The following is a 26846-nucleotide window of genomic DNA, read 5'->3' on the forward strand; positions in this document are numbered from 1 at the left end:
GATCGCTAAGTTAATGGTTGGTTCCGGCGGGAGAGGGTGTTAAAACTAGGGTCGGCTTAAAAAAGATAAGGCAGCAAATGCCGCCTTATCGTAATTCCTGCTCTGACATTCTGTCGTCAGTGGCCGGTTTCCTTAGTAGTAAATGGAAGCCGGTTTATGACCTGAAGTCATCGGTGCAGGTGGCTGAGTCGGAGAAGTGGAAATACGGCCCTGTTCGACTTTTTTGTTCGTACAGGTTGCCGGGTTACAGAAGTTACTGTCACCGGTCACATTGACCATCGCCACTTCCTGACTCTGTACTGGCATCATGATAACCTGCTGTGCGGCAACATTGGCAACCGGTACAGCGGTTAATGCCAGAACTGCAAGAAGGATTTTGAAGTTACTCATGATGTTTCGTCCTGGGTATTTTGCTTTTATAAAGCGCTTATAGCTGTGCAGCTTTGCGGGTGTGAGTGATTTTCTTATCGCTCGATAATTAAATGATAAACTCCGCTGGACTTGTGCGCAACTATTTTTAATAATGATCGTTAAGTTATTTCTAAAAACAATTTTTATAACCATTATCACAAGGGTGATGGAAGGAGGGTGTATGAGCACTGAACAGACGGCTTTGGTCCGGAAAAGTCGCGGTCGCCCAAAACAGTTCGACCGTGGAACTGCTCTGAGCAAGGCCCTGAATTTATTCTGGCGCCATGGTTACGAGGCCACTTCATTAGCTGATTTGGTCGAAGCAACCGGTGCAAAAGCGCCAACTTTGTATGCCGAATTCGGTAATAAAGAAGGGCTTTTCCGCGCAGCCGTTGAGCACTACGTTAAAAATTTCTACGAAAAAGGACGCTGTCTGCTGAGCAGACCTGATTTGTCCGTTGAGCAGGCGATTGACCAGTATTTGCGTGCCATTGCAAACTTGTTTACTGACTGCGATACGCCGAGCGGTTGCTTCATGATCAGCGCATCGTCCGGGATGTCTTCATCTTCCGCGGATATTGCCGAAATGCTGCGTGAACACCATCTGTCGCAGGAACGGACATTGTTCGAATATTTCGAGAAACAGAAACAAAGCGACAATCTGGCTGCTGTGACTGACAGTGCCCTGCTGGCGAAATACCTCGCCTGTACCATTCAGGGTTTCTCTGTCCAGGCGCGCGATGGCGCAACGGCGGCTGAGCTTAATCGTCTGATCGACGTGGTCATGAATCTGTGGCCGGAGCTGACAAAAAACACCGTGCAAATCACTGCTGCGCATTAACGGATGTCTGAATTTCGTCAGTTTTTAAGAAAGAGAATAGAACGCCAGGTGCTGAGTATTTCGGGCCTGGCGTTAGGCGGTATAGACTTCGAGAATCCCGCGGGCGATCCGGGGCTGTTTGGCCCTGAAAGCGTAACCTGGCGAATTCACGGAGACTTTTCTTCGATGCTTTGCGGCGGTGTCAGTGCCTTGCTGCTGCAAATGCTTCACCCGCTGGCGCTCGCCGGTGTCTGGGATCACTCCTCATTTCGCGAAGACATGCTCGGCCGCCTGCGCCGCACCAGTCAGTTTATTTCCGGAACGACATTTGCCCCGACCCGTGATGCCACCGCGCTCATCGAAAAAGTAAAATCCATTCATCTTCACGTGACCGGCACCGATGCGTACGGCACGCCTTACGCTGCCAGCGACCCGGATTTACTGGTCTGGGTACACGTCGCGGAAGCGTACAGTTTTCTGCAATCTCATCTGCGTTACCGCAATCCCTCACTCAGTTCAGCCGAACAGGACCGCTATTATCAGGAATTTGCCCGCGTGGCAGAAAGTCTCGGGGCGGTGAACGTGCCTGACAGCGTTGCGGCGGTAGAAGCCTATTTGCAGGCCATGCGGCCGCAATTACGCTGCGATGAAAGAACGCGGGAAGTCGTGCGGTTATTGCGTAATGCGCCTGCGCCAAGCCGTCTGGCTAAACCGGTCGGCAGCCTGATGATTCAGGCCGGTATCGAGCTTTTGCCCGCCTGGGCGGCGGAACAACTGGGGATTTCCCTTTCCCCGGTTAAGCGTAAAACGATTCGTTTTGGCACCCGCCGCATCGCCGGTATTCTGCGCTGGGCGGTAAGAAACGGCTCATGGCATCGCGCGATGCGCCGCATGGGCCGCTTACCTTCCTGAACTTATAAATGCGGATAAACGCCCGGTCCGATCGGTAAACCCAGCAGATACCAGCCGACCAGCATCAGCAGCCATACCACGAAAAACACAATCGGGTACGGCAGCACCAGCGAATAATAGGTGCCAAGTTTCGCCTCTTTGTTGTACCGCTGGAGGAATCCGAGGAACAGCGGCACAAACGGCGACATCGGTGCCAGCGGGATCACTGAGGAATCGGCAACGCGGAACACGATCTGCGCAAATGCCGGATGGAACCCCAGCAGCATAAACATCGGTACGAAAATCGGTGCCAGAATCGACCAGATCGCCGAGCCGCTGGCGATAAACATACACAGCAACGCCGACAGAAAAATCAGCCCGAGGAACGCCGGAATTCCGGTCATGCCGAGATTTTCCAGCACATCCGTCAGCCCGATCGCCATAAATTTCCCCATATTGCTCCAGTTGAAAAACGCCACAAACTGGGAGAGCGGGAACACCATCACGATAAAACCTGCCATTGACTTCATGGGATCAACCAGCAAATCCGGCACATCGCTGGCGCTGCGGATTTGCTTCGTCACCATGCCGTAAGGCACCGAAATCACGAAGAAGAACAAAATGATCAGCGGCACGATGCCCTGAATAAACGGAGACGGGATGATGCCGCCGGTTTTCGGATTACGCAGCGGAGCGGCTTCCGGCACCACCAGCAACGCGACCAGCCCGATGAACACCAGCGCCGCAATCCCGCTCACCATCAGGCCGCGGTTCTGTTCCGGCGTCAGCTTCTTCATCTCTTCGTTACGTTCGCCGCGATAAACCGGCAGACGCGGTTCGACAAATCTGTCGGTCAGAATGGCCCCGACAATCGTCAGTAAAATCACTGACGCGGCCATGAAATACCAGTTATCGATAACACTGACCTGAACCGCCGGATTAATTGCTTTTGCCGCCTCGGTACTCAGCCCGGAAAGCAGCACGTCTGTGGTCACAATCAGCAGATTTGCCGTAAAGCCGCAGCCCACACCGGCGATCGCCGCCAGTAAACCGGCCACCGGATGACGCCCGACCGCCAGGAAAATCAGCGCGCCCAGTGGCGGCATCACCACCAGCGCGGCGTCGGACGAAATATGGCTGAAGAAGGCGATAAAAATCACCATATAGCTGGCGTAACGGGCGTTCACTTTCGACGCCATTTTATACATCAGGCTTTGCAACAGCCCGACGCGCTCCGCCAGACCTGCGCCGATCACCAGCGCCAGAATCGAGCCGAGCGGGGTGAACCCGCTGAAATTCTTAATTACGTTCGGCAAAATCCACTGGATGCCTTCCACGCTCAGCAAATTTTTAACGTGAATAACTTCGCCGTTACTCGGATTTACCGCCGTAATATTCAGCCACGAAATCACTGCGCTGGCGACCATCAGAATGGCAATCAAATAAACAAATAACAAAAACGGATTGGGAATTTTATTACCTACACGTTCTACCCACTGGAGAAAACCTCCCGGGCTCTGGCCGGAGTCTTGTGCTTCAATACTCATCTCTTAACCCTCTGTCGTGTTTGATTTTTTTATATTTATGCCGCCCGTCTCTGCCGGAACGGGGCATGCGCGGGCGGTTTACTCGTCGTGATTTATTTCAGTGGCGAAGGTTTTACGCCTGCCGGAATTGGGCAGTGATACGGACGACGTTCGCGCAGGGCGTCGCGTTCTTTCTGGCACGCCGCGAGTAAATCGGGCTGCGTAAACAGTTCGATGGCTGTGGAGGACATCACTTTTGCCGCAAGACACATGCCTTTGTGCGCAATGGACGTGCGCCCCTGCGACACAATCTGCCAGGTGTGCAGCGGCGAACCGACCGCAAAACACGGGCTGAAGCACTGCGCGGTTGGCACCAGCCAGCTGACATCGCCGACGTCGGTGGAGCCGTAGAGAATATTGTTGTTGGGTGCATAAGGCGCGACGGCGCTGGTCAAGGGGGACGTGCGCAGCGTTTCGGCGAACGCCATCCCTTCCGCGCCGCTGGTGCGGGAGATATTCAGCAGATTGTTATCGATATCCTGCTCCGTCAGCGTGGCGTGAATTGACGCCGCAAACGCCTGCTCCTCGGCCGTGTATTGCGGTGCGCCAAACGCCTTAACGTACTGATACATCGCGTTTTCCAGCGTGCGGTTCGGCACGTAATTGGAACAGGCTTTGTCAAAACGCATCGACATCCTAGTACCGGTCATCAGCGCCGCGCCTTTGGCAATATCTACCACGCGGTCGAAAATCCCCTGCGCCTGATCCATCTGCGGCGCGCGCACCAGATACAGCACTTCCGCATCGGCCTGCACCACGTTCGGCGAAATTCCGCCCGCGTTGGTGATGGCGTAATGCAGCCGCGCTTCCTGAATAATGTGCTCGCGCAGGAAGTTGGAACCGGTATTCATCAGCGTCACGGCGTCCAGCGCGCTGCGGCCCAGATGTGGCGCAGCAGCGGCGTGTGAGGACACACCTTTAAAGCTGAACGACGCCTGAATATTGGCCAGCGTCTGGTTGCTGAACATGCCGCTGTACGTTTCCGGATGCCACGTCAGCGCGGCATCGACGTCATCAAACAGGCCTTCGCGGGCCATAAACGTTTTGCCGGAACCGCCTTCTTCGCCCGGACAGCCGTAAAACCGCACCGTGCCCTGAATGTTTTCGCGTTCCATCCAGGCTTTTACCGCCAGCGCGCCACCGAGCGCCGCCGTCCCGAGCAAATTATGCCCGCAGCCGTGGCCGTTGCCGTTTTCGATCAGCGGCTGCGCGATGTCGCATCCGGCTTTCTGGCTCAGCCCGGCCAGTGCGTCGAATTCGCCGAGGAGGGCAATCACCGGTTTGCCACTGCCGAAGCAGGCGATGAACGCCGTTTCCATGCCACCGACGCCGCGCTCAATCGAAAATCCGCTGGCTTCCAGTTTGTCTGCCAGCAATGCTGAAGAAAACGATTCGGCGAAACGGGTTTCCGGATGATCCCAGATGGCGTCGCTGATTTCCGCCAGCGCCGGTTGCTGGTTATCGATAAAATCATTGATGAAATTGACAATGTTTTGCTGCGCAGCCATCAGTTTTCCCCTTTGAATTCAGCGATATTCAGCGCCAGTGCGGCCAGCGTTTTGATGCCCTGCATCATCACTTTTTCATCGAAATCAAACAGCTCGTTGTGATGCCCTGCGCTCAGGTCAGTGCCGAAAATCACGTAAGAGGCTTCACCGCCGCGCGCTTTCACACGTTCCATCATGTACGTCGCATCTTCAGAGCCCGCCGCGCCTTCCTGACGGTCAATAATCTCTTCAAATTCACCCAGTTTTTCCGCCTGCTGATGGATGTAATTCACCCACGCCGCCGTCGGTTTACTGCTTTGCGCTGCGCCCATCAGTTTGATGTCGAATTTCACCTGATGCATTTCGGCCGCGCCGGAAATCACTTTCAGCGCCTGCTGATAAATGAATTCGTTGACTTCATTGGTAGAACCGCGCGTTTCGACTTTCATCATGGCGGAAGAGGCGACGACGTTGCGGCCGGTGCCTGCCTGCAATACGCCGACGTTGACCCGTGAACTGCCGCCGCTGTGGCGGGGAATGGCGTGTAAACCGAGCGTGGCCTGCGCCGCCGCCAGCAGGGCGTTGCGGCCTTCTTCCGGTTTGCCACCGGCATGCGATGCCACGCCGGTGAAGCGCACGTCGAGCTTGGTGGTTGCCATGAACGTGTCGTTGCCGCAGACAATATGATTAGCCGGAACGCCGGTGCCGATATGGACGGCGGTGAAGTAATCGACGTCATCGACCACGCCCGCCGCGACCATGGATTTCGCGCCGCGCGTGCCTTCTTCCGCAGGCTGGAAAATCAGTTTTATCGTGCCGCAAAGCTTATCGCGCGCCTGCATCAGCACTTCCGCCAGGCCTAAACCGATCGTGGTGTGCCCGTCGTGGCCGCAGGCGTGCATCATGCCGTTATTGGCAGAAGCAAATCCTTCGCGGAACGGGCGATGCGCCTCGTCGAGCACCTCGTTTAAATCCAGCGCATCCATGTCGACGCGAAATCCCATCACCGGGCCGGGACGTCCGGTTTCCAGCGTGGCAACAATGCCCGTGAAACCGCCGGAAAAATGCGGCATCCAGCGGGCAATTGCGCCCTGTTCCAGCGCGCGTTGCTCATGTTCGGCCAGCACGGCGGCCGAAGGCAAACCCATGCGCGAATCCGCATCGATAACGTCTTTTCCCAGTTTCAGCGCGTACCCGAGTTTCTCCAGCCGGTCGGCCACCAGCGTGGACGTACGAAATTCCAGCCAGCCGGATTCGGCGTATTTATGCAGGTCACGACGTTGTGTTTGCAGGGCAGGGAACAGCTGTTCAACGTGTTCAGAAATCTCATTAACCATCACGGACTCTCTTTTTTTACAGACATGCAGGCTTTCTGCCAGAAGCAGAAAGGAGGAAATCTTGTTTGGGGGAGTGCGCGCCGGAGCACGAAAACTGGCACAACAAACCCAGACCGGCGGGCGCGAAGCGCAAACCAGTAACCCGTAATTTGTTGCCGTTTGGAGGAATAATCCGCAGGGAAAGGCCCGGCGGAAGAGACTGCATCGCGGCATTTTTGCCGTCGTATCGGTCAGCGTTTTATGACGAACGTCTGCCTTATGTGTTTTTCAATGTACACAAAGCGATCAGGGCATATAAGATGCCAAAATCTTCTTAGTGATAATCAGGGGTTATCAAAGAATCTCATGCCATCACAAATAAAAATGCATCAGCTGCGGGCGTTTGTGTCCGTGGCGCGGCAGGGCAGCATTCGTGCCGCCAGCCGTCTGCTCAATCTTTCCCAGCCTGCGCTGACCAAATCGATTAAAGAGCTGGAAGAAGGGCTGGGCGCGAGATTATTTGTCCGCCGCCGTCAGGGGGTGACGCTAACCGATTGTGGTGACGCATTTTTTAAACGCGCCAGCCTGATTCTGGAAGAGCTGCGCGTGGCGCAGGAAGACATCGCTCAGCGCCTCGGCGGCACCAGCGGCAGGGTGAATATCGGCGTCGGTGCCAGCATTGCGCGCACCATCATGCCGGAAGTGATCGAGCGTTTTCATCGGGAATTCCCCAATGTGAAGGTGCGTATCGCCGAAGGCCAGCTGGTGTCGATGATCCCCGAACTGCGTCAGGGCGAGCTGGATTTCACCGTCAACACCTATTATCAGGGCCCCTTTGATAACGAACTGTTATACGAAAAGCTGATGGATAAAGAGTACCGCGTGGTCGCCAGACGCGGGCACCCGATGCAAAACGCGCGCTCGATGAAAGAATTGCTGCACTGCGACTGGACCATGCCGACGCCGCGCGGAAGTTATTACAAACTGCTCAGCGAAGTGTTTAGCGAGATGGACGCCGAGCCGGATATCAGCGTGATTTGCGAGACGTTTATGTCCTGCACCAGCCTGATTGCCAAAACCGATTTCCTCAGCGTGTTATCCGTGGATGTGATTAATGACCCGGTGATTGGCCAGAGCCTGGTGGCGCTCGATCTGGATCTGCCGCTGCCGACCGCGACGTTCTATCTCATTCAGCGACGTGATACCACGCTCACGCCCATGGCGGCTCATCTGGCGCAACTGTTCCGGCTTTATTGCCAGTAATAAGAACAACCGGTAACAAACCGCATTCGCGGAAAAAGCGCGAGTTTTGATGATTTATCGGGGATTTTTGGGAATATTGCCCGTTATCGGGCTGGCTTATCCGTTCTACACTGACCATCACAGGGAATAATAAGCTTCCTAATATTGCCGAGGTCATATGCGCCAGTCCGACATTGTTGCTGAAGTCAGTAACGACAAACAAACCCTGACCGCGCTGGTCGAACAGGACAACCGCGTGGTGTATTTCTACATTTTCGCCCGCGAAGATCTGCGTGACCGTTTTCCGAAAATGCGTGCCTGCTGGGTGCGCAATCTGGTGCCTGCGCCTTTGCACGATGACACCGCCGCCACCGAACAGGGCATCGCGCCGCTGCTGGCCGCGCCTTATTGCCGTAATCTGGAAGGCGAAGCGCCGCTGGATCCGTCGCAGATTCAGATCCTGTGGAACGAAAGCGATGACGGCGCGGCGTTGTGGTATCAGGGGTTGCTGCTGGCGGTGATCCCCGGCTGGAGTTTGTATATCGATCACTCGGTGTGTTATTCCGCCGGATGCATCGCGCAGAACCCGCTGACTTTCCCGCTCGGTTCCGCCTCGACGAATACGCAGTGCGAGCTGGCGGAAAAGACCCGTTTATTCTGGCGTGACTGGCAAAATGAATTCAGCAATCCGTGGCCGAAAATCCAGCGCAAACTGCTCGAGTCCTACGAAGATCGCTTTGGCCCTTCGCTGAAATATTACCTGATTAACCAGGGCAGCTGGCCTCCGATGGCCATTTCCCAGCACGAAGACGAAGAGAATTATTACTTCTTCACCGTCGGTATGAGCATCCGCCCCATGCCGCAAATCGACATCATTTTCAACGATGAAGCCGAAAAGCATCGCCGCATTGAACTGGCGTTTTCCGTCGGAAAAGAATACGTAACCGAAGAGAACGCCGTGCAGATGGCGAGCGCGCTGTCCGGTTATGCGCAAATCCCGTGGACCACGCTCAGCTGGCTCGGCGAAGGCCACACGCTGATGTCCCCGATGGCACCGTTGGGCTTCGAAGGCCACGTCATTTCCTCCGCTCTGTGCGGCCCGGCCAATAAAATGGACCTGCCAGAGATTTACGGCGATCCGGTGAATCAGTTCTGGGTAAGCCCGATATTTACCAGTGAACTGGAATACGCAAAAGGGAAACCGAATGGCGGATTTGAGCTGGTCGGGGCGATGATCGAGAATGGAATCGGGTTTGTGTTTGCGCCGAGAAGCGCGGTGATCTGAGCCGGAGCCACGGCTTTGTGGCTTTAAATTCAAAGCCTTGGATTGCCGCACAAACCGGCCTTAAGTTCAAGGTCGTGGGCGTCGGCCCACACCGACTTGGGGGCGGCATATCGCCGCCGCCCCCAAGACCCCCGGGCTCTTTCACTGCGCGCTACCGCTCGCTGGCTATGTTTCAGCAACTCCGGCTAGTGCCGCAAACGTCGCCGCTTCGCGGTTCTTTCGCTTCGGGTTCGAACCTGCTCGTAAAAAGACTCTCGCCGTTTCTCACCGCTCGCTCAACGTCGTTTTGAAAGCGGCCAGTGGCTATTTAATTCGAAAGATTCATGCTGGCTGGTTTTGATTTGCTCCTTCCCCTCTCACGAGGGGAAGGCCGGGATGGGGTGTTGGTTTTAGCGACACAGTGGCCTGCTAAACCCCCTCCCGGCCTCCCCCTTCGCAGGGGGAGGAGCAAACCAAATCGTTGTTATTTTTGAGAAAGGATAGATGGCGCGCTCAGAAATTTTGCTGACCGAGGGTTCGAGACTGCAAGGCTCGAAGCCCGCAGGGAAGGCACCGCGTAGCGGCAAGATTTCGCGCCACACGCCGGAGTGACAGAATATGTCCATCGACCCAGCGGTAGCGCGTGTTGGAAAAAGCGTGGGAGATCAAAGAGGGAGGCGCTTTCCTCCCTCTTTGGCGGTTTAGGCGTCAGCCGCTGAGTGGGCACCGCTCATGAAAAACCGAAACTTTCACCTTTCTGAAAGATGTTAAGCCGTCAGTGCCGCGGCACCGGCACATCAAAATCCTCAGCGTCCACGTCATACCCCGATGGCTCCCAGCGTATTGCCGTCAGCACGATAAGCCCCGCCAGCGGCGCTAACGCGATCACCCAAAACACGCCTGTGCCTAACGCGGCGGAAAGCACCGGGAACAGGAACAGGGAAACCGTTGAGCTCGAACGCATCAGCGTCTGGTTGAAACCGACACCCATGCCGCGCAGCGACGTTGGGTAGCTCAGCGAGGCAAATGTCATGGTGTGCGAACCCGGACCGAAGCCCTGACCGAACAGGAACAATGCCAGCATCGCGATGGAAATCGCCGCTTCGCCGCCGTCGGCAGGACGGCCAACCAGCGCCAGGCCGATCATCGCAACGAGCTGACAGGCATAACCGGCATAAGTCATTTTCCATGCACCAAATTTAGACACATAGCGCACGGCAATCAGGCCGCCGACAAACGCGAAGCACAGGTTCAGGCCGAGCGAGAACAAAATGGTACTGATCATCGATTGTTGCAGGAAGCTTGACAGAATCACCGGCAGACCGAACGCCACGGCGTTGTAGGCAAATGATGATGCGACGGCAGTCACCGTCGCCAGCACGGTGCGGTGCAGGTAAACGCCCTGTAACAGTGTGCCGTAGTTGCGCCAGGCGGCTTTACGCACCTTCACCTGCGGCGTTTTGTCTGCGTCATCCGCAACCACCGCATTGATATTGTAGGATTTACGCAGGATAGCCGCCGCACTTTGCAGGTCGCCCTGATTTGCTGCCCAGACCGGTGATTCATTCATATAACGGTGACGGATGGCGATAATCAGAATGGCCGGAACCGCGCCAAAACCGAGGATTAAACGCCACAGCCAGTCGGTGTGCGTGGCGGGCAATACCGCGTAAAGCAGCAGAACCAGCAAATAGGAAACGCTGATGGCGGCGTACCACGTTGGGCACCACATCGCCACGCGCGAGGCTTTATTGCCGCGCCCCTGAAGCTTTGAGAACTCCGCCAGAAACGCCATCGCGACCGGTAAATCGATACCGACGCCGAGGCCCATCACAAAGCGCGAGCCGCCGAGCACCCATTCGTTTGGTGCAAAAGCACAGGCCAGTGCGGCAATCACGAAGAAGAACATGTCGGCCATAAAGACGCGGTAACGGCCAATTTTGTCGGTCAGATAGCCGCCGAAAAGCGCGCCGACAATCGCCCCGAAGGTGATCGCGGAAGCCACAAAGCCCGCGCCGGAAGGCGTCAGGCCGAACTGGCGGGTGATATCTTTCATCCCGAAGGCCAGCGCGCCGAGGTCGTAAGCGTCGAGGAAAACGCCGCCCAGTGCGATAGCAATCACGATGCGCGCGTCGCTGATTTTCGCAGCGCCACGGTTCACTAACTGAGTAATATCGGCAGCGGAACGAATCACCACCGGCTTGTCAGACGCAGAATCTGCGCTGTAATCCCCTGAAGAGGCGGCGGGAGAGGCCGCAATTGAATCAGACATTGTTGTGTTTACGCTTTTTGACAAAAAAACCAGCATAGAGGCGAGGTGATGCCGGTCACAAGTCCTGATTCAGCGATACGTAAAAACAAATGGCTATAAGTTAAAGCTAAGTGATCTAAGACCCATTCCGCATCAATAAACCGGCGTTTTGGCGCGCCCGCTTAGCGCCTTGATTCAATGCTAATTTATTGAAAATACTTTGCAGTTTTTGGCAATACGGCAATCCGGGTTTTTGGATTACCCTTCTTCAGCCTGCGCAAAATTGGACTATCCTTGTTAGCACGCTGTTTTCACTGATGAAAGCCAATTTGAAAGTCTGTCGCCCGGCGACACAATCTAAAAAAAATCAATAAGAGGACATACCATGACTGCAATAAAAGGGCGGGTGCGGGGACTGACCGCAGCAATGCTGGCGCTGTCGGCCATGAGCTTCACCGCGCACGCGGCAGACGATACGGTGCGTGTTGGCTCGAAAATCGATACCGAAGGGTCTTTGCTGGGTAACATCATTATTCAGGTGCTGGAAGCCAACGGCATTCACACCACCAATAAATTGCAGCTGGGTACGACCAAAGTGGTGCGCGGCGCGATCACCGCCGGGGAAATCGATATTTACCCGGAATACACCGGTAACGGCGCGTTCTTCTTCTCTGATGAAAAAGATCCGGCGTGGAAAAATGCGCAGGCCGGTTTCGATAAAGTGAAAAAACTCGATTACGACCAGAACAAGATTGTCTGGCTTGATCCGTCTCCGGCGAATAACACCTGGACTATCGCGGTGCGTCAGGATGTGGCGAGTGCGCATGATCTGAAATCGCTGGCCGATTTGGGCAAATTCATCAGCAGCGGCGGGGATTTCAAACTGGCGGCGTCGGCAGAGTTTATCGAGCGTCCGGATGCATTACCGGCGTTTGAAAATGCCTACGGCTTCAAGCTGAATCAGCAACAACTGTTGTCGCTGGCGGGCGGTGATACGGCGGTGACGATAAAAGCGGCAGCGGAAAAAACGTCCGGTGTGAACGCGGCGATGGCGTATGGCACCGACGGCCCGGTGGCCGCGCTCGGCCTGCAAACGCTGGAAGATCCGAAAGGCGTGCAGCCCATTTATGCGCCAGCGCCGATCATCCGCGAAGCCGTGCTGAAAGCGCATCCGAACATTCCTGATCTGCTGAAACCGGTCTTTGCTTCCCTCGATACCAAAACGCTGCAAACGCTGAACGCGAAAATTGCGGTTGATGGTCAGGATGCGAAGAAGGTCGCGGCGAAGTATTTGCAGGACAAAGGTTTCGTTAAAAAATAATCGGGCAGTGACGCCCTGAACGCGGCCTTCGGGCCGTGTTCACTGAATCAGGTAACGTTTTGGCTCATCATTCACCCGTTAAAAACCGCGTATTGCTGACGCTGGTTTTCCTGTTATTGCTGGCCGGTTCCGGACTGGCCTTTCTTAGTCATGCGCCTAACCGGCTGGTGTCGGGACAGGGCATTTCACTGGCCTCGCTGCTGCACGGTTATACCTTTTTCGTGCTTCTGCCGGTGATATTGCTGGTGGTGAGCGCTTTTCTTACGTTGTTTGGCCGCAGCCATTTACTGGTGATGTTGCTGGCAGAGATTCTGCTGGCGGCGCTGGTCTGGCTGGCCGGACACACCGCGGTGCAACTGACTGGCGGCAACGAAGACAGCATTGCGCGCACCTCGCTCGGTGGCGGTTTCTGGGCGGCAGCGGCGCTGTGTCTGCTGATTGCCTCCGACGCCATTTCCCGTTTTACCCGCAATCACACCCTGCGCATTTTGCTCAATATCCAGATGCTGATCCCGGTGATTTTGCTGCTGTTTTACGGCCAGCTTTCGGAGCTGTCGCTGCTGAAAGAGTATGACAACCGTTCGGACGTGTTCAACGACGCACTCTGGCAGCATCTGGGGATTTTGTTGGGCACGCTGATGCCTGCGGTGCTGATCGGCCTGCCGGTCGGTTTGCTCTGTCATCGCAATGCGCGCTGGCGCGGGCCGGTGCTGTCGGTGCTCAATATTATTCAGACCGTGCCGTCGATTGCGCTGTTTGGCCTGCTGCTTGCGCCGCTGGCCGGGCTGGCAAAAGCGCTGCCGTGGCTGGCCGAACATGGGATCAGCGGTATCGGGCTGGCCCCGGCGATTATCGCGCTGGTGCTTTATTCCCTGTTGCCGCTGGTGCGCGGCGTAATTGCCGGGCTCGATTCCGTGCCGGAGGCGGTGACGGAATCCGCACGCGGCATGGGCATGAACCGCGGGCAGGTCTTTTTCCGCGTCCAGATGCCGATCGCGCTGCCGGTCATCCTCACCGGCATCCGTATTGTGGCGGTGCAAACGGTCGGAATGGCGATGGTTGCGGCGCTGATCGGCGCGGGCGGGCTGGGGGCGATTATGTTCCAGGGCCTGTTAAGCAGCGCGCTGGATCTGGTGCTGCTCGGGGTGATCCCGGCGGTTCTGATGGCCGTAGTGGTCGACAGCCTCTTTAAATTCGCAGTCTCAATTTTGGAAACTTCACGCAGATGATTCATTTCAAGCAGGTAAGTAAACACTTCGCTGGCAAGGCGGTCGTGCGTGACCTGACGCTGGAAATGGCCAAAGGCGAGTTCACCGTGCTGATCGGCACGTCCGGTTCGGGGAAATCCACCACGCTGAAGATGATCAACCGGCTGGAAGAGCACGATCGCGGCGAAATTCTCTTTGCCGGTGAACCGATTGAAAAATTTCGCGCGCAGGATTTACGCCGCCGGATGGGGTACGCCATTCAGTCGATTGGCCTGTTTCCGCACTGGACAGTGGAGGAGAACATCGCCACCGTGCCGCAGCTGCTGAAATGGCCGAAGGCCAAAATCCGCGACCGCGTGACCGAATTGCTCGAGCTGCTGAGCCTGGATCCGAAACAGTTTCGCACGCGCTATCCGCACCAGCTTTCCGGCGGGCAGCAGCAGCGTGTCGGCGTGGCGCGTGCGCTGGCGTCAGACCCGGAAGTGTTGCTGATGGACGAACCGTTTGGCGCGCTCGATCCGGTGACGCGTGCGACGTTGCAGGAAGAAGTGGCGCGTATTCATAAACTCTCGCACCGCACCATTGTGCTGGTGACGCACGACATCGACGAAGCGCTGGCGCTGGCCGACCGCATCGTGCTGCTCAACGACGGGCAGGTGGTACAGCAGGGCACGCCGCTGGAATTACTGACCAAACCTGCGACGCCGTTCGTGCGTGATTTCTTTGGCGGCAGCGATATGGGCATCCGTTTGCTGTCCTTGCAGGAAGTCGGTTCGCGCACGCGGCAGGGCGAATATTACGCCGGTAACGAAAAACCTCTGGTGGCGTCGATGAGCCTGAGCCAGGCGCTGTCAAAGTTTGTCGCGCAACAGGTTCAGCAACTGCCGGTGGTGGATGAGCACGGGCAGCCAGTCGGTGTGCTGCATTTTGCGGATCTGACGACGACAGGGAACGGTGTATGAAACACGGCTTACGGCGAGTTCTCACGGATCCTTTCATCTGGGTACTGGCGTTGTTACTGGCGCTGATTTTCGGGATGACGTCCCTCGGCGGGCTGTTCCACTGGATGTTTCCCGCGCTCAGCAGGCCGGTATATCAGCAGGAAAGTTTCGCCTCGCTGGTGGAAGCGCACCTCTTGCTGGTCGGTGTTTCCAGCCTGATTGCGGTGGTGATTGGTGTGGCGGCGGGCGTAGGAGTGACGCGTCCGGCGGGGAAGGAATTCCGCTCGCTGGTCGAAACGCTGGTGGCGATGGGGCAGACGTTTCCACCGGTCGCCGTGCTGGCAGTAGCGGTGCCGGTGATGGGATTCAGTGAAAAACCGGCGATTATTGCGCTGGTGCTTTACGGACTTCTGCCCATTTTGCAGGGAACGATTGCCGGGATTGAATCGGTGCCAGCGTCGGCACGCGAAATTGCGCAGGGCGTCGGGATGAGCCGCTGGCAGATGCTGAGAAAGGTCGAAATACCGCTGGCTGCGCCGGTGATCATTGCCGGTATCCGCACGTCGGTGATCATCAATATCGGGACGGCGGCGATTGCGTCAACGGTCGGGACATCAAGCCTGGGGTCGCCGATTATTATCGGTCTGAGCGGTTTTAATACGGCGTATGTTTTGCAGGGCGCGGTGATTGTCGCGCTGCTGGCGATTTGCGTGGATATGCTGTTTGAACGCTGGAGCCGCTGGCTGCAACGGTGGCAGCAGCGGTCTGGCGGTGAATCAGTGCGCTGACGTCGAAGACGGCGCCGGAACTACAGAAGGGGCGTCGTTATCGCTGACCGGTTTGGCGTCGTCCTGAATCACCACCGCATAACCTGCGACCATCACGCCACCAATTGCGCCAATCGCCATCAGGCCGAACAGTGCGATAAATAATTTTTTGCCAAGCGAATTCATGTGCAGTACCTCGGAAATTTGAACGACGAATTATAAATTGTTTACCTCCTCCTGCAACACACTATTCATGCGCTAATTACGTTAACCGCCAATGCCTCTCATTTTTTGTCATATGCAGAAACTTTTTAGCAACATTTTGACGCGATCGCACAGATTCCCTTGCCGGTAATCGTGCCAATAGCGTTAACTGTTTGCCTTTATTATCACGCTAATAAGTTATTCCTATGACTGCCTCTGTGACCCGTTCCCTGCTGCCGTTAATCGCAGCACTGTTTGCGCTGTATTTTATCTGGGGTTCTACCTATTTCGTGATCCGCGTGGGCGTGGAAAGCTGGCCGCCGCTGATGATGGCCGGGCTGCGTTTCTTTGTTGCCGGATGCATTATGTTCACGTTTTTGCTGCTGCGCGGGCATAAAGTGCCGACGCTGAAACAGTGGATGGCCGCCGGTGCGGTGGGCATTTTGCTGCTCTCTGTCGGTAACGGTCTGGTGACAGTCGCCGAACATATGCAGGTGCCGTCGGGCATTGCCGCAGTGATGGTCGCCACCGTTCCGCTGTTTACGCTGTGTTTCAGCCGTCTGTGGGGAATGCCCAACAGCCGTCTGGAATGGACCGGCGTGGCTATCGGCCTGTTCGGGATTGTGCTGCTCAATACCGGCAGCAATCTGGAAGGAAACCCGTGGGGCGCGGCGCTGATTTTGCTGGCCTCGCTGAGCTGGGCGTTTGGTTCGGTGTGGAGTTCGCGTCTGACGCTTCCGGTTGGCCTGATGGCCGGTGCGGCGGAAATGATTATTGCGGGCGTGGTCTTGCTGGTTGCCAGCCGTATCAGCGGCGAACATCTTGCTGCCGCGCCAAAACTGAGCGGTTTTCTGGCGCTGGGCTATCTGGTGGTTTTCGGCTCGATGATTGCCATCAGCGCTTACATGTTCCTGCTGAAAACCGTGCGTCCGGCCGTCGCCACCAGCTATGCCTATGTGAACCCGATAGTCGCGGTTTTGCTGGGTATCGGCTTCGCCGGTGAATCCCTTTCGCCGGTCGAATGGGTCGCGTTAGGCGTCATTCTTTGCGCCGTTCTGCTGGTGACGCTGGGTAAATTCGTCTTCGGCCGCCGCAAAACGGTGATTAAAGAGGTGAAGGTTTAACTCCCGCTCTGAATACTTTCAACTTATGGATCCCTGACTTCATGTCGGGGATTTTTTGTCTGCTCCCCTTCACTTATTCTGCATTCCTCATACCTGTGAACCGCCTCACAACGCGCACGCCTTTTAAGGTTTAGCTTCTGTCATCACTCTGATTTTGTTGTATTTATTTGATGAATAAAACAATGGATACCCCACCTTCAAATCAATCATTCCACGGACGCTTTACCCAAAAGGACTTTACCCATGACCGGATTTCCCGCTGCGCGTCAGCATGATATGACCGCCATTGGCGGCCCGGTTGTGCAGGGCTCGCTGGGCGTAATGATTGGCGCACCTACGGGCGTCGCCTGCTCGGTGTGCCCCGGCGGCGTAGTGGAAGGCAGCCCCGTGAACCCGTCGCTCGGTGCCAAAGTCCTGCCCGGCGAGACCGATATTGCGCTGCCCGCGCCGCTGCCCTTTGTGCTATCGCGTTCTTACAGCAGCTATAAAACGGATACGCCCGCGCCGGTCGGGATGTTCGGCCCCGGCTGGTCGGCGGCGGCGGATATCCGCCTGCAAATCCGTGCTGACGAACTTATCCTTAACGACAATGCCGGGCGCAGCATTCATTTTCACCTGCTTCCGTCCGGCCAGATTGCCTTCAGCCACAGCGAAAAACTCTGGCTGGCGCGCGGCGGCACCGGTAAGCAGCCTGATAATCATCTGCTCAGTCCGCTCTGGCAGGCCCTGCCGGAAGCACTGCGCAACAGCCCGCATTACTATTTTGTGGCTAATGACGCCACCGGCCCCTGGTGGATTTTGGGCTGCGTGCAGTTACCCGCAACCGCTGAAGACGTGCTGCCGCGCCCGTTGCCGTCGTCCCGTGTGCTTTTGGGGTTGTCCGACCGTTTCGGCAATCAGCTTAACTATCACCGCGACGCAGAAGGCGAATTCGCCGGGCAGATCACCGGCGTCACCGACAGCTGCGGGCGGCGTTTCCGCCTTGAATTAGTCACGCTGCCGGATTTCAGACCCGCCCTGAATACCGCCTGGGGTTCTGACTGTGGGGTGCGGCTTTCCGCCGTCTGGCTGACGAAGGATGCGGCGTTTCCGGATTTGCCGTCAAAACCGCTGGCCCGCTATGACTACACCCCGCGCGGCGAGCTGAAAACCGTTTATGACCGTGCCGGTGAAGTGGTTCGCGAGTTTAACTGGCACAGTGAAAATACCGGACTGATGGTGGCGCACCGCTATGCCGGACGTCCGGCCACGCGCTATGTTTACGATGCATCCGGCAAGGTCATTTCGCAGGTGAATCCCGGCGGCCTGAACTATCAGTTTGAATACGGAAAAAATCAGACACGCGTCACCGACAGCCTCGGGCGGCTGCGCGTGTATCATTTTGAGGGCGAGAAAGGGTTGCGGCGCGTGGTCAGGCTCGATAACGCCGACGGCAGTTGTGTGCAAAGCACCTTCGACAGCCGCGGCGGGCTGACCTCGCAGACTGATACCGCCGGGCGCGCCATCGAGTTTCATCTCAACCCGGCCAGCGGCGACCTGACCGAAATCGTCCACCCCGGCGGCGAAAAACGCAGCCGGTTCAGCTATAACCGCGCCGGGCAGCTGATTTCGGCCACCGCGCCCGACGGACGCCACGTAGAGAAAACCTACGATATTTTGGGGCGTCTGACGGCTGAGACCGACGCCCTGAACCAGACCCGCCGCTATCACTACGCCGACGACAAGAGCGCACAGCCCTGCGCCACCGAAGACGCGGCAGGCGGACGGCAGACGCTGGAATGGAACGCGGCCGGCTTGCTAATTGCCTTCACTGACTGCTCCGGGTTTAAGACGTCATACCGCTACAACCGCGCCGGCCAGCCGGTGGAAATCCTGCACGAAGAAGGGATGCAGACCCGTTTTGCGTACGACGCGCGCGGCAGGCGGATTACCCGGGAAGATGCCAGCGGCGCAAAAGCGCTTTGGGAATACAACGCCGCGGGCGACATCATCACCGTCACCCGCCCGGACGGCACGCAGTCCACGCAGACTTACGATGAGCGCGGCAACCCGACCTCGCAGACCGAAGGCGGGCTCACGCGGCAAACCGGATTTGACAGCGCGGGCAGGCTGGTACGGCTGGTTAATGAAAACGGCGCAGAAACGCATTTTGCCTACGACGTCATGGACCGCCTGATACAGGAAACCGGCTTCGACGGGCGCGTGCAAAATTATCAGTACAACGCCGCCGGTCAGTTAATGCATAGCGATGACGCCGGGCTTGTTACGCACTGGCACTACGACGAGGACGGCCAGCTTATCCGCCAGCAGCGMCCKGAMACSGACGAYGGCCCGGACGAGGTGCTGTGGCAGTACGACGCCGCCGGACGCGTSAACGAAAYCGCCCACCGCAGCGAAACCCATCTGGTCACCGTGCGCTTTCAGYACGACGACAACGATAACCTGACCGGCGAGCGGCAGGTTATCCGCAACGCGCACGGCGATTTGCTGTGGCAGCACACCGTCCGCCACCAGTTCGACCCGCGCGGTTTTGAGGTTTCCGTCCGCTACGACGGCCTGCCGGAAATCCACTGGCAGACCTACGGCCCGGGCCACCTGCTGGGCGTGAAGCTCGGGCACGACGTGGGGCTCGAACTCAGCCGCGACCGTTTGCACCGCGAAACCACCCGCCGGTTCAGCCAGAACTGGCAGAGCGAAAACGCCTACTCACTGACCGGGCAGCTCGCCGGCCAGCACACGCCGGACGTCGGCCATCCGAACCTGATACGCCTCTACGAGTACAACGACGCCGGGCAGATGACGAAGATGACCACCGGCCTTGGCGACCATCACTATGACTACACACCAGCCGGACGTTTAAACAGCGTCAGCTCACCCGACGGCTTTCTCGCCACCCTGACCGACCCCGCCGGCAACCGCAGCGTCACGCACCACGACCTCAGCGTTCCACCGGAAGATGCGCGGCCGGTCTGGTACCACAACCGCGTGCAGCGCGATGAACGTTACCTTTATGAGTACGACCGGTATGGCAACCTGACCGAAAAACGTCCGTTCCACGCGGGCCGGATGCACACCCCGCACGGCGGCGGGGCCATCAGCCATTTGGCCTATGACCAGGCGCACCGCCTGACGCGCCTGACAACGGAAGAGGACGGCCAGACGCTGATGCGGGCACGTTACATCTACGACCCGCTCGGGCGGCGGGTGGGCAAACACGTCAGCCAGATAAACCCGCAATCCGGCGAAGCACAAACGCAGAACACCTGGTTTGGCTGGGACGGYGACCGGCTGGTGCTGACYGARAACCGCGACACCCAGCTGCACACGRTTTATCACCCGGGCAGCTTTGTCCCGCTGCTGCGCGCGGAGCACGCMCGGATGGAAGACAGCCACCGCACGCTRGCGGAAAAGCTCGAGGAAGACGCCGGCAGCCCGTTCCCCGSCGAYATCCAYCAGCGCTTTAACGACATCGAAAAGGAAATCCGCCGKAACGACGTCAGCGACGCGCACCTGCAGTGGCTGGATTCTGTGGGCCTRAAAACCGAMAGCCTCGCSCCGTGGATTGAACCGCTGCCGGACGCCGGTGAACTCAAACTGCACCTGTACCACTGCGACCACCTGGGCACGCCGGTTGCGCTGATTAATCACAAAACCGGCAAGGTGGAATGGGACGCGATTTCAGACGTCTGGGGCAACGTGGTGGACATTTTTAATCCTTACAAACTGCGTCAGCCAATTAAAATGCAGGGCCAGCATTACGACGAAGAATCAGGGCTGCATTACAACCGCCACCGTTATTATGACCCGGCACTGGGACGGTATATTACGCAGGATCCGATTGGGTTGAGAGGGGGGTGGAATTTATATGCGTATCCGCTGGACCCGGTTCTGGGAATGGATCCACTGGGTCTCGAAACTAACCAATTTGAAAGTGCAGATAAGGCTGCGTTATATGCGCTAAGGATGTGTAACGCAGATTCAATTTCAGAAAATAAAGAGTTTGGGGGTTTAATTTGCAAAAATAAGCAAGGCTATTTCTCTACAGGACCAGTGAAAGGAACCAATGCTGGGGTTAATCCATATTCGGCAGGTTGTCCGAAAGAGAGTGATAATGTGGGTGTTTATCATACACATGGGTATTATTCTGATAAGTACGGAAATATAACTTTAAAGAAAAATGATTATTACGACACATTGCACTTCTCTGAAAAAGACAAAGATAGTGCAAACTACTTTTCTAAAGGTAAGAGCGAATTTTCATCTTACTTAGGGAAACCAGATAATACCTATTCAAAATACAATCCAAAATCTAAAAAGATAAGTGATATAAAATGATTCCTTTCAATGGATTTCTCACTGTTACATTGTTGATTTCTTGTTGTGTAAATGCGGAAGCTTTAACATTAAATTATGATGAAATAATAGCGGTAAATTTAATGGTTAACGATTTGGCCGAAAGAGGAATTTCAATTGCAGACTACAAGTCAATCATTGAGAATAATGAAAAGACAATAAAAATTGCTCTCGTTAAAGATAATCAACCAATTGAGTTGCAAGGTGGGGGCGATATGGAGTTAAAATACATAATTAGCAAAAAAAACAAAAAAATAATTTTATTCGAAAAAAACTTTGGGAAATAAAAAAATTAGTTATAAGCTTCAAGGGGTTCCTACCAGAGATAGAAGCTTCCTTTATTTCTGGACAAATCGAACAGGCTCAAAGGCGACTAATTTAGAGCATGCTGATTAATTTCAATCTTTAACGATTAATTATTTCTCAACAATAAAATAATTTGCTTAGGGAAAAGAGAGGAAGATGTGAGTACTGAAACCTTTTTTCGAAAAAAATCTGAGATAACTTGTCGGTTGCTCCAATTAGATTATAAATACCCTCATTACGCATGTCTTAGCTTCATGACACCGGATGTATTTGCGTATTTCCTAACTGTATACATGAGATTGGCGGTGGAAGACATTAAATTGGAAACAGATATGACTGCATACGTCATGAAAACAACGCCATTACAAGAAGAAGTAATGATTAATTATATTAATGAAAGCTACCCTAATGGTGTTGGATATAACATAGCTAAGCACAATTTCTCAACGATGGTTGCAGATTCTTTTACAAAAGCAAATGTTGGACAAAAAATCATGACAGATGCTATATCTCAAGGGATGTTACCACAACCCCCTCCGACGATGGGTTTTGTAGGAGGGATGCTTTCTGGAAATACAGGGATTCAAATCAATCAGGGCGCTTCGATTCCTTCATATTTTTCGGAGTTCAATCATGAATAAAGGATGTGGTTTCCTGTTATTAGCAGTCATTGCCCTTGTATGTTGGGGGGGGCACTACATCTACTATATACTTAATCATGGTGAACTCGCCAATAAACCAATCTATGCTGCCATGCAAGGAGTTGAATTAACATACAGAGATAAAAATAAAAACAAATCAAGAGAATTTATTTATCTAAAAATATATATATGAAAAATATGATCTACTTGGTATTAAAATTAAAAGTAATCAGTTCCCGTACTTTTGGATAATTACAAATGTACATATCAGAGATGACTCAATTCCAGAGAGCATTTACATGCTGAGTCCCTCAGATAATTTAATATTAAAATGCACTGATTTATATGAGTTTGAAAGAAGTGAGGAATTTGATAAAGTTGTTGAGGATTATTTAAACTCCAAATGCACTAAGTAGAATTACAACCGACATCGTTATTATGACCCGGCACTGGGACGGTATATTACGCAGGACCCGATTGGGTTGAGAGGGGGGTGGAATTTATATGGTTATCCGTTGGACCCTGTTCTTGGAATGGATCCATTAGGCCTGATTGTGATCGTGACAGCAAAGGATGCAAAAGAAGCTAAGATATTAAAAGACGCCTATGCCAGATTAAAGAAAAGAAAAAGAGGCAAAGAGATAACAGCACCCTTAGAGAAGTCAAAAGATAGATACACGATAAACTCGGTTTATCATGATGCTTATTACTGCCCCTTTGGAACAAAAGCTAAAAAATGCAATGGAAAAGACCGGGCAGTTTTTATTGATCCAAACAACACTATATTATTGCCTACTACCAACGGAATGGAGCCGATATCAAAAGCAGCAATGCTCGGTCATGAGTTAGGCCATGCTGGAGGTATTAAAGATGACGGAACAGATAAGATGAACAACATAATCATCAATGAAAACCCAATTAGGGCAGACTTGGGAGAAAACCCAAGAACAGAGTACAGCATATCAACTATCACCTGGCAGGCTTGTACAAAAGGAAAAAAATAACGGTGACGCGTATTGTTTTTTATTTTTTACTTCTTTTGAGTGGAGTAACGTATGGTTGTGATGATGTAGGAGTGGTCTATTATTACGGTTTTGATATAGAAAGAATTACTGGTATTACAGAGCCAATGATAGTTGAATATGGTGACTTATGTTATATTAGCAGCACTGACTTTTTAAATTATTTATCTCCCAGCACTAGCCGAAATTATCAAAGCAATGATATACGCGCCAAAATATGCTTCTACAGAGACAATTGTTTTTATGTTGATAAAGATGGTTTTGTTAGAAACAAAAAAAATTTTACATATTAGATAAAAATAAGATTTGAAAAGGGACTGCTATTACCTAAAAAACATACGTCCTTTGCACAATCTAATTCCTGCAGAACTAATACGGATAGGACAAAAGGATGACAGCTACAGCAGATTGTGGAGTTGAATTTTGATGACTACATCACTTTTTAGTGCAACTCTATTTTATGCAACTGCACAGATATTTATGCCTATGGCAAATGCTTCTGAAGTTGCACTCGAGAAATCAAGTATAAGTAATTGTGAAAGCGTGACTCTCGTACGTAAAAACGTCGGGAATGCATACAAAGGAAGCGTCACTAATGATGATTACTCTATGTCACTGGTGATTCCCAAAGGGCTCATAGGATGGGGAGGCGTTGCAGAAGATGCACCATTTCACGGATTTACCATTTTCCTTGAAAAAGCTGATAGTTCAAGTGCGTGTATTGTTTTTGACATTCACGTAAGGGTCAATGCTGAAGATAAACCAGTCCGACTGCATTCATCACATCGCATTAAAATTAAAAATATATCAGGCTGGCAATCTATTAACAGAATAATAACCAAAGGAGAGGATATAGTTGTTATTACTACTGCGTTATCCTACACCAAGGCAGGTGATATGATTGACAGTGAAATAACGATGATTGTACCTAAATTAAAATATACTGAGAAAAAGGTTATTTATGATACTTTCATTAGTTCGTTTAAAATTTCTGCAACGCGTTAGTTTTAATTTTCTCACTATCACCAATCAAAATAAAAGCCCCTAACAAGATTAGGGGCTTCCCTTTAGAAAATTAAGCTAAAGTCTGTCAGTACATTACTTCTTCTTAGCGTATTTCAAAGAGTCCAGCGCCACCGCGAAGATGATGATGCTGCCTTTTATGATGTACTGCCAGTAAGGGTTCACGCCGATGTAGGTCAGGCCGTAGTTGATGACGGTGAAGATCAGTACACCGGTCACCACACCTGCCACAGAACCCACGCCACCGGCGAATGACACGCCGCCGACCACGCAGGCTGCGATGGCATCGAGTTCATACATAAAGCCGAGGTTGTTCGTTGCACTGCCGATACGCCCTGCTTCCAGCAAACCACCGAATGCGTAGAACACACCGGACAACGCGTAAATCATGATCAGGTTTAACGGAACGTTTACGCCTGAAACTTTCGCAGCTTCCGGGTTACCACCGATAGCAAAGATGTTTTTGCCGAAGCGGGTTTTGTTCCACAGTACCCAGACAAAGGCGATAGCAATCAGCGCATAGAATGTGATGTAAGAAAGCTTCAGGCCGCCCAGGTGAATAAACCCTTGTGCGAATTGTGAGAAGCCCGGGTCAAAACCCGCCACTGGTGATGAGCCGACATAATCGTAATACAGGGAGTTAATCCCGTAGACGATAATCATCGTACCCAGCGTAGTGATAAACGGCGTCACGTTCAGGTAAGCAATGATAATACCGTTCAGCAAACCAATTAACGCGCCAACAATACACACGGTCAGAATAACCAGCGGAATTGGCACAACTTCGAGATGCGGGAAGACCTTGTTGACGTTATCCATCGCCTGCAACATGGTGGCTGCAACAACCGCCGCTAAGCCCACCTGACGCCCTGCTGACAGATCGGTACCCTGTGTGACGATAAGCCCTGCCACGCCCAGCGCGATAATAACGCGCACGGAGGACTGGGTCAGAATGTTACTTAAGTTGACCAGACTGAGGAAGCTTGGATCCTGAATGATAATAATTGCCAGTAAAACCAGCAATACCACATAAATCCCGCCCTCTTTTAAATAAGTGAGCACACTTTTCTTATTTAATGCTTTCATAATAAGAACCCTTAAAAATTAGAGATGCAAGGAAGCCAGGCGTAATATTTCATTCTGCGAAGTCGTTTTTGTATCAACGATGCCCGCAACCTGTCCATTACTCATAACCAAAATTCTGTCAGTAATACCCAGCAACTCAGGCATTTCAGAGGAGATAATAATGATCCCCTTCTCTTTTTTAGCCAACTCGGTGATTAACTGGTAAATTTCAAACTTAGCGCCAACGTCAATCCCGCGAGTTGGTTCATCCAGCATTAATATTTCAGGATTGGTTAATAACCAGCGCCCGATAATAACTTTTTGCTGATTCCCGCCAGACAATGAACCAATACTGGTTTTATGTCCCGGCGTTTTCACCCGCATGGAATCGATAACCCATTGGGTATCGCTTTTCATGCGCGAGGTATCCAGTAAACCGGCTTTATTCTTATATTGACGAATATTGGAAATCAGCGAGTTAAAGCCGATATCCAGATACGCATAAATACCGGTTGAACGACGCTCTTCTGTCACCAGCGCAAAACCATGGTTAATGGCTTCATTCGCACTGTGATTATTAATTTTTTTGCCGTGGAGCTTAATGGTTCCGGCGACTTTCTCACGGATACCAAACAGCGTTTCGACAATGTCTGTACGCTTCGCACCGACCAGACCGGCGATCCCGAGAATTTCGCCTTTATGCAAATCAAAAGAGATATCGCGAATGGAAGGCTGGCGCAGCGACGTCAGATTGCGCACTTCGAGAATGACTTCACCCGGTTTGTTCAGGCGATCAGGAAAACGCTGGCTCAGTGAACGCCCCACCATCATGGAGATGATTCTGTCCATATCGAGGCCTTCGAGCGGCTGAGTGGCAATCCACTGGCCGTCGCGCAGAATGGTGATCTCATCGCACAGCTGGAAGATTTCTTCCATCTTATGAGAGATATACACAATCCCGCAGCCGCGATCTTTCAGCTTACGGATAATCGTGAACAAATGGTTCACTTCTTTTTCCGTCAGGGAAGATGTCGGTTCGTCCATGATGACGATTTTTGCGTTGTAGGAAAACGCCTTGGCGATTTCGATCATCTGCATCTGCGAAACGGACAGCTTACCCACCTTGTCGCGCGGGTCGATATCAATGTCCAGTTCGTCAAAGATCGCTTTGGTGTCTTTGTACATTTTGTCCTGATCAACAAAAATGCCTTTGGTCGGATAACGACCCAGCCACATGTTGTCCATGACAGTACGTTGCAACACCAGGTTTAATTCCTGATGCACCATCGACACGCCTTGCTCAAGCGCTTCTTTTGAGCTTTTAAAATTAACTTCTTGTCCCTGAAAAAGAATAGTTCCGGAGTCTTTACTGTAAATTCCGAAAAGACATTTTAATAATGTGGATTTACCCGCGCCATTTTCACCCATTAATGCATGGATGGAATGCGGACGCACTTTTAAATTCACATTATCTAACGCCTTAACGCCTGGGAATGATTTATTAATACCGCTCATTTCCAGCAGGAATTCACCTGGCTTTTCTGTTTTTGTGTCAGAGAGCGAAATATCGGCCATAGTTGTACCTGGCTAAAGATAAAAATAA

General features: G+C 53.3%; 22 protein-coding genes and 2 pseudogenes. 16 read left to right on the forward strand and 8 right to left on the reverse strand.

Annotated features, from left to right (window positions below):
* Positions 1-132: 132 nt before the first annotated feature.
* Positions 133-390, reverse strand: a complete 258-nt coding sequence (locus KWG64_RS01695) for a hypothetical protein (protein ID WP_218520726.1) — start codon at positions 388-390, stop codon at positions 133-135.
* A gap of 202 nt (positions 391-592) precedes the next feature.
* On the opposite strand from KWG64_RS01695, the gene KWG64_RS01700 reads away from it, so the two are divergent.
* Complete coding sequence (locus KWG64_RS01700; protein ID WP_165059540.1) at positions 593-1252, forward strand: TetR/AcrR family transcriptional regulator; 660 nt, start codon at positions 593-595, stop codon at positions 1250-1252.
* A 3-nt stretch (positions 1253-1255) separates the two neighbouring features.
* Positions 1256-2143 (forward strand): oxygenase MpaB family protein, encoded by an 888-nt coding sequence (locus KWG64_RS01705; RefSeq protein WP_218520727.1) that lies wholly within the window; start codon positions 1256-1258, stop codon positions 2141-2143.
* A gap of 2 nt (positions 2144-2145) precedes the next feature.
* On the opposite strand, the gene abgT is transcribed toward KWG64_RS01705, so the two are convergent.
* The 3 genes from abgT to KWG64_RS01720 form a co-directional block, all read right to left on the reverse strand.
* Positions 2146-3669 carry a p-aminobenzoyl-glutamate transporter gene (gene abgT / locus KWG64_RS01710; RefSeq protein WP_218520728.1) on the reverse strand — a complete coding sequence of 508 codons (1524 nt, stop codon included), beginning with the start codon at positions 3667-3669 and terminating at the stop codon, positions 2146-2148.
* Positions 3670-3761: 92 nt separating this feature from the next.
* Positions 3762-5216 carry a M20 family metallopeptidase gene (locus tag KWG64_RS01715; RefSeq protein ID WP_218520729.1) on the reverse strand — a complete coding sequence of 485 codons (1455 nt, stop codon included), beginning with the start codon at positions 5214-5216 and terminating at the stop codon, positions 3762-3764.
* Positions 5216-6532, reverse strand: coding sequence for a M20 family metallo-hydrolase (locus KWG64_RS01720; protein ID WP_101077292.1), 1317 nt, complete (start codon positions 6530-6532; stop codon positions 5216-5218). The genes KWG64_RS01715 and KWG64_RS01720 overlap by 1 nt, the downstream gene beginning before the upstream one ends.
* 345 nt (positions 6533-6877) lie before the next feature.
* On the opposite strand from KWG64_RS01720, the gene KWG64_RS01725 reads away from it, so the two are divergent.
* Positions 6878-7774 (forward strand): LysR family transcriptional regulator, encoded by an 897-nt coding sequence (locus tag KWG64_RS01725; protein WP_218520730.1) that lies wholly within the window; start codon positions 6878-6880, stop codon positions 7772-7774.
* Between the two features lie 157 nt (positions 7775-7931).
* On the forward strand, positions 7932-9038 hold the full coding sequence (locus KWG64_RS01730) for a suppressor of fused domain protein (protein WP_218520731.1): 1107 nt from the start codon (positions 7932-7934) through the stop codon (positions 9036-9038).
* Between the two features lie 754 nt (positions 9039-9792).
* Here KWG64_RS01730 and KWG64_RS01735 read toward each other — a convergent pair.
* Positions 9793-11289 carry an MFS transporter gene (locus KWG64_RS01735; protein WP_218520732.1) on the reverse strand — a complete coding sequence of 499 codons (1497 nt, stop codon included), beginning with the start codon at positions 11287-11289 and terminating at the stop codon, positions 9793-9795.
* 364 nt (positions 11290-11653) lie between these two features.
* On the opposite strand from KWG64_RS01735, the gene KWG64_RS01740 reads away from it, so the two are divergent.
* The 4 genes from KWG64_RS01740 to KWG64_RS01755 are packed head-to-tail and all read left to right on the forward strand — an operon-like array spanning position 11654 to position 15526.
* Positions 11654-12589 (forward strand): ABC transporter substrate-binding protein, encoded by a 936-nt coding sequence (locus tag KWG64_RS01740; RefSeq protein WP_218520733.1) that lies wholly within the window; start codon positions 11654-11656, stop codon positions 12587-12589.
* Between the two features lie 59 nt (positions 12590-12648).
* Entirely contained in the window at positions 12649-13818 is a 1170-nt protein-coding gene (locus tag KWG64_RS01745; protein ID WP_218520734.1) for an ABC transporter permease, read from the forward strand.
* Positions 13815-14759: an ABC transporter ATP-binding protein gene (locus tag KWG64_RS01750; RefSeq protein WP_195814098.1), complete on the forward strand. Its 945-nt coding sequence runs from the start codon at positions 13815-13817 to the stop codon at positions 14757-14759. The genes KWG64_RS01745 and KWG64_RS01750 overlap by 4 nt, the downstream gene beginning before the upstream one ends.
* Positions 14756-15526, forward strand: coding sequence for an ABC transporter permease (locus KWG64_RS01755; protein WP_152325527.1), 771 nt, complete (start codon positions 14756-14758; stop codon positions 15524-15526). The genes KWG64_RS01750 and KWG64_RS01755 overlap by 4 nt, the downstream gene beginning before the upstream one ends.
* Before the next feature lie 63 nt (positions 15527-15589).
* Here KWG64_RS01755 and KWG64_RS25845 read toward each other — a convergent pair.
* A pseudogene (locus KWG64_RS25845) lies at positions 15590-15691 on the reverse strand (hypothetical protein); the annotation flags it as partial.
* Between the two features lie 224 nt (positions 15692-15915).
* On the opposite strand from KWG64_RS25845, the gene yedA reads away from it, so the two are divergent.
* The 8 genes and pseudogenes from yedA (at position 15916) to KWG64_RS01800 (ending at position 24160) form a co-directional block, all read left to right on the forward strand.
* On the forward strand, positions 15916-16833 hold the full coding sequence (yedA, locus tag KWG64_RS01765) for a drug/metabolite exporter YedA (RefSeq protein ID WP_218520735.1): 918 nt from the start codon (positions 15916-15918) through the stop codon (positions 16831-16833).
* 243 nt (positions 16834-17076) lie between these two features.
* The gene (locus tag KWG64_RS01770; RefSeq protein ID WP_218520736.1) at positions 17077-21168 is read left to right on the forward strand and encodes an RHS repeat-associated core domain-containing protein; all 4092 of its coding nucleotides are present in this window, start codon (positions 17077-17079) and stop codon (positions 21166-21168) included.
* Positions 21165-21473, forward strand: a complete 309-nt coding sequence (locus tag KWG64_RS01775; protein WP_218520737.1) for a hypothetical protein — start codon at positions 21165-21167, stop codon at positions 21471-21473. The genes KWG64_RS01770 and KWG64_RS01775 overlap by 4 nt, the downstream gene beginning before the upstream one ends.
* Before the next feature lie 177 nt (positions 21474-21650).
* Positions 21651-22133: a hypothetical protein gene (locus KWG64_RS25585; protein WP_255562063.1), complete on the forward strand. Its 483-nt coding sequence runs from the start codon at positions 21651-21653 to the stop codon at positions 22131-22133.
* Complete coding sequence (locus KWG64_RS01785) at positions 22126-22326, forward strand: hypothetical protein (protein ID WP_218520738.1); 201 nt, start codon at positions 22126-22128, stop codon at positions 22324-22326. Before KWG64_RS25585 ends, KWG64_RS01785 begins: the two co-directional genes overlap by 8 nt.
* 226 nt (positions 22327-22552) lie before the next feature.
* Positions 22553-23137, forward strand: a pseudogene (locus KWG64_RS01790) (RHS repeat-associated core domain-containing protein); the annotation flags it as partial.
* 2 nt (positions 23138-23139) lie between these two features.
* Positions 23140-23448 carry a hypothetical protein gene (locus tag KWG64_RS01795; RefSeq protein ID WP_218520739.1) on the forward strand — a complete coding sequence of 103 codons (309 nt, stop codon included), beginning with the start codon at positions 23140-23142 and terminating at the stop codon, positions 23446-23448.
* 133 nt (positions 23449-23581) lie between these two features.
* Entirely contained in the window at positions 23582-24160 is a 579-nt protein-coding gene (locus tag KWG64_RS01800) for a hypothetical protein (RefSeq protein WP_218520740.1), read from the forward strand.
* 93 nt (positions 24161-24253) lie between these two features.
* On the opposite strand, the gene mglC is transcribed toward KWG64_RS01800, so the two are convergent.
* Together mglC and mglA are read right to left on the reverse strand one after the other, a co-directional pair.
* A complete protein-coding gene (gene mglC, locus KWG64_RS01805; RefSeq protein ID WP_101075966.1) occupies positions 24254-25264 on the reverse strand; it encodes a galactose/methyl galactoside ABC transporter permease MglC in 1011 nt (336 codons plus the stop codon).
* A gap of 18 nt (positions 25265-25282) precedes the next feature.
* Complete coding sequence (gene mglA / locus KWG64_RS01810) at positions 25283-26818, reverse strand: galactose/methyl galactoside ABC transporter ATP-binding protein MglA (protein WP_195812832.1); 1536 nt, start codon at positions 26816-26818, stop codon at positions 25283-25285.
* Positions 26819-26846 lie beyond the last annotated feature (28 nt).

Origin of the sequence: Rahnella sp. PD12R, from assembly GCF_019200965.1 — a bacterium.
GTDB classification, from domain to species: domain Bacteria; phylum Pseudomonadota; class Gammaproteobacteria; order Enterobacterales; family Enterobacteriaceae; genus Rahnella; species Rahnella laticis.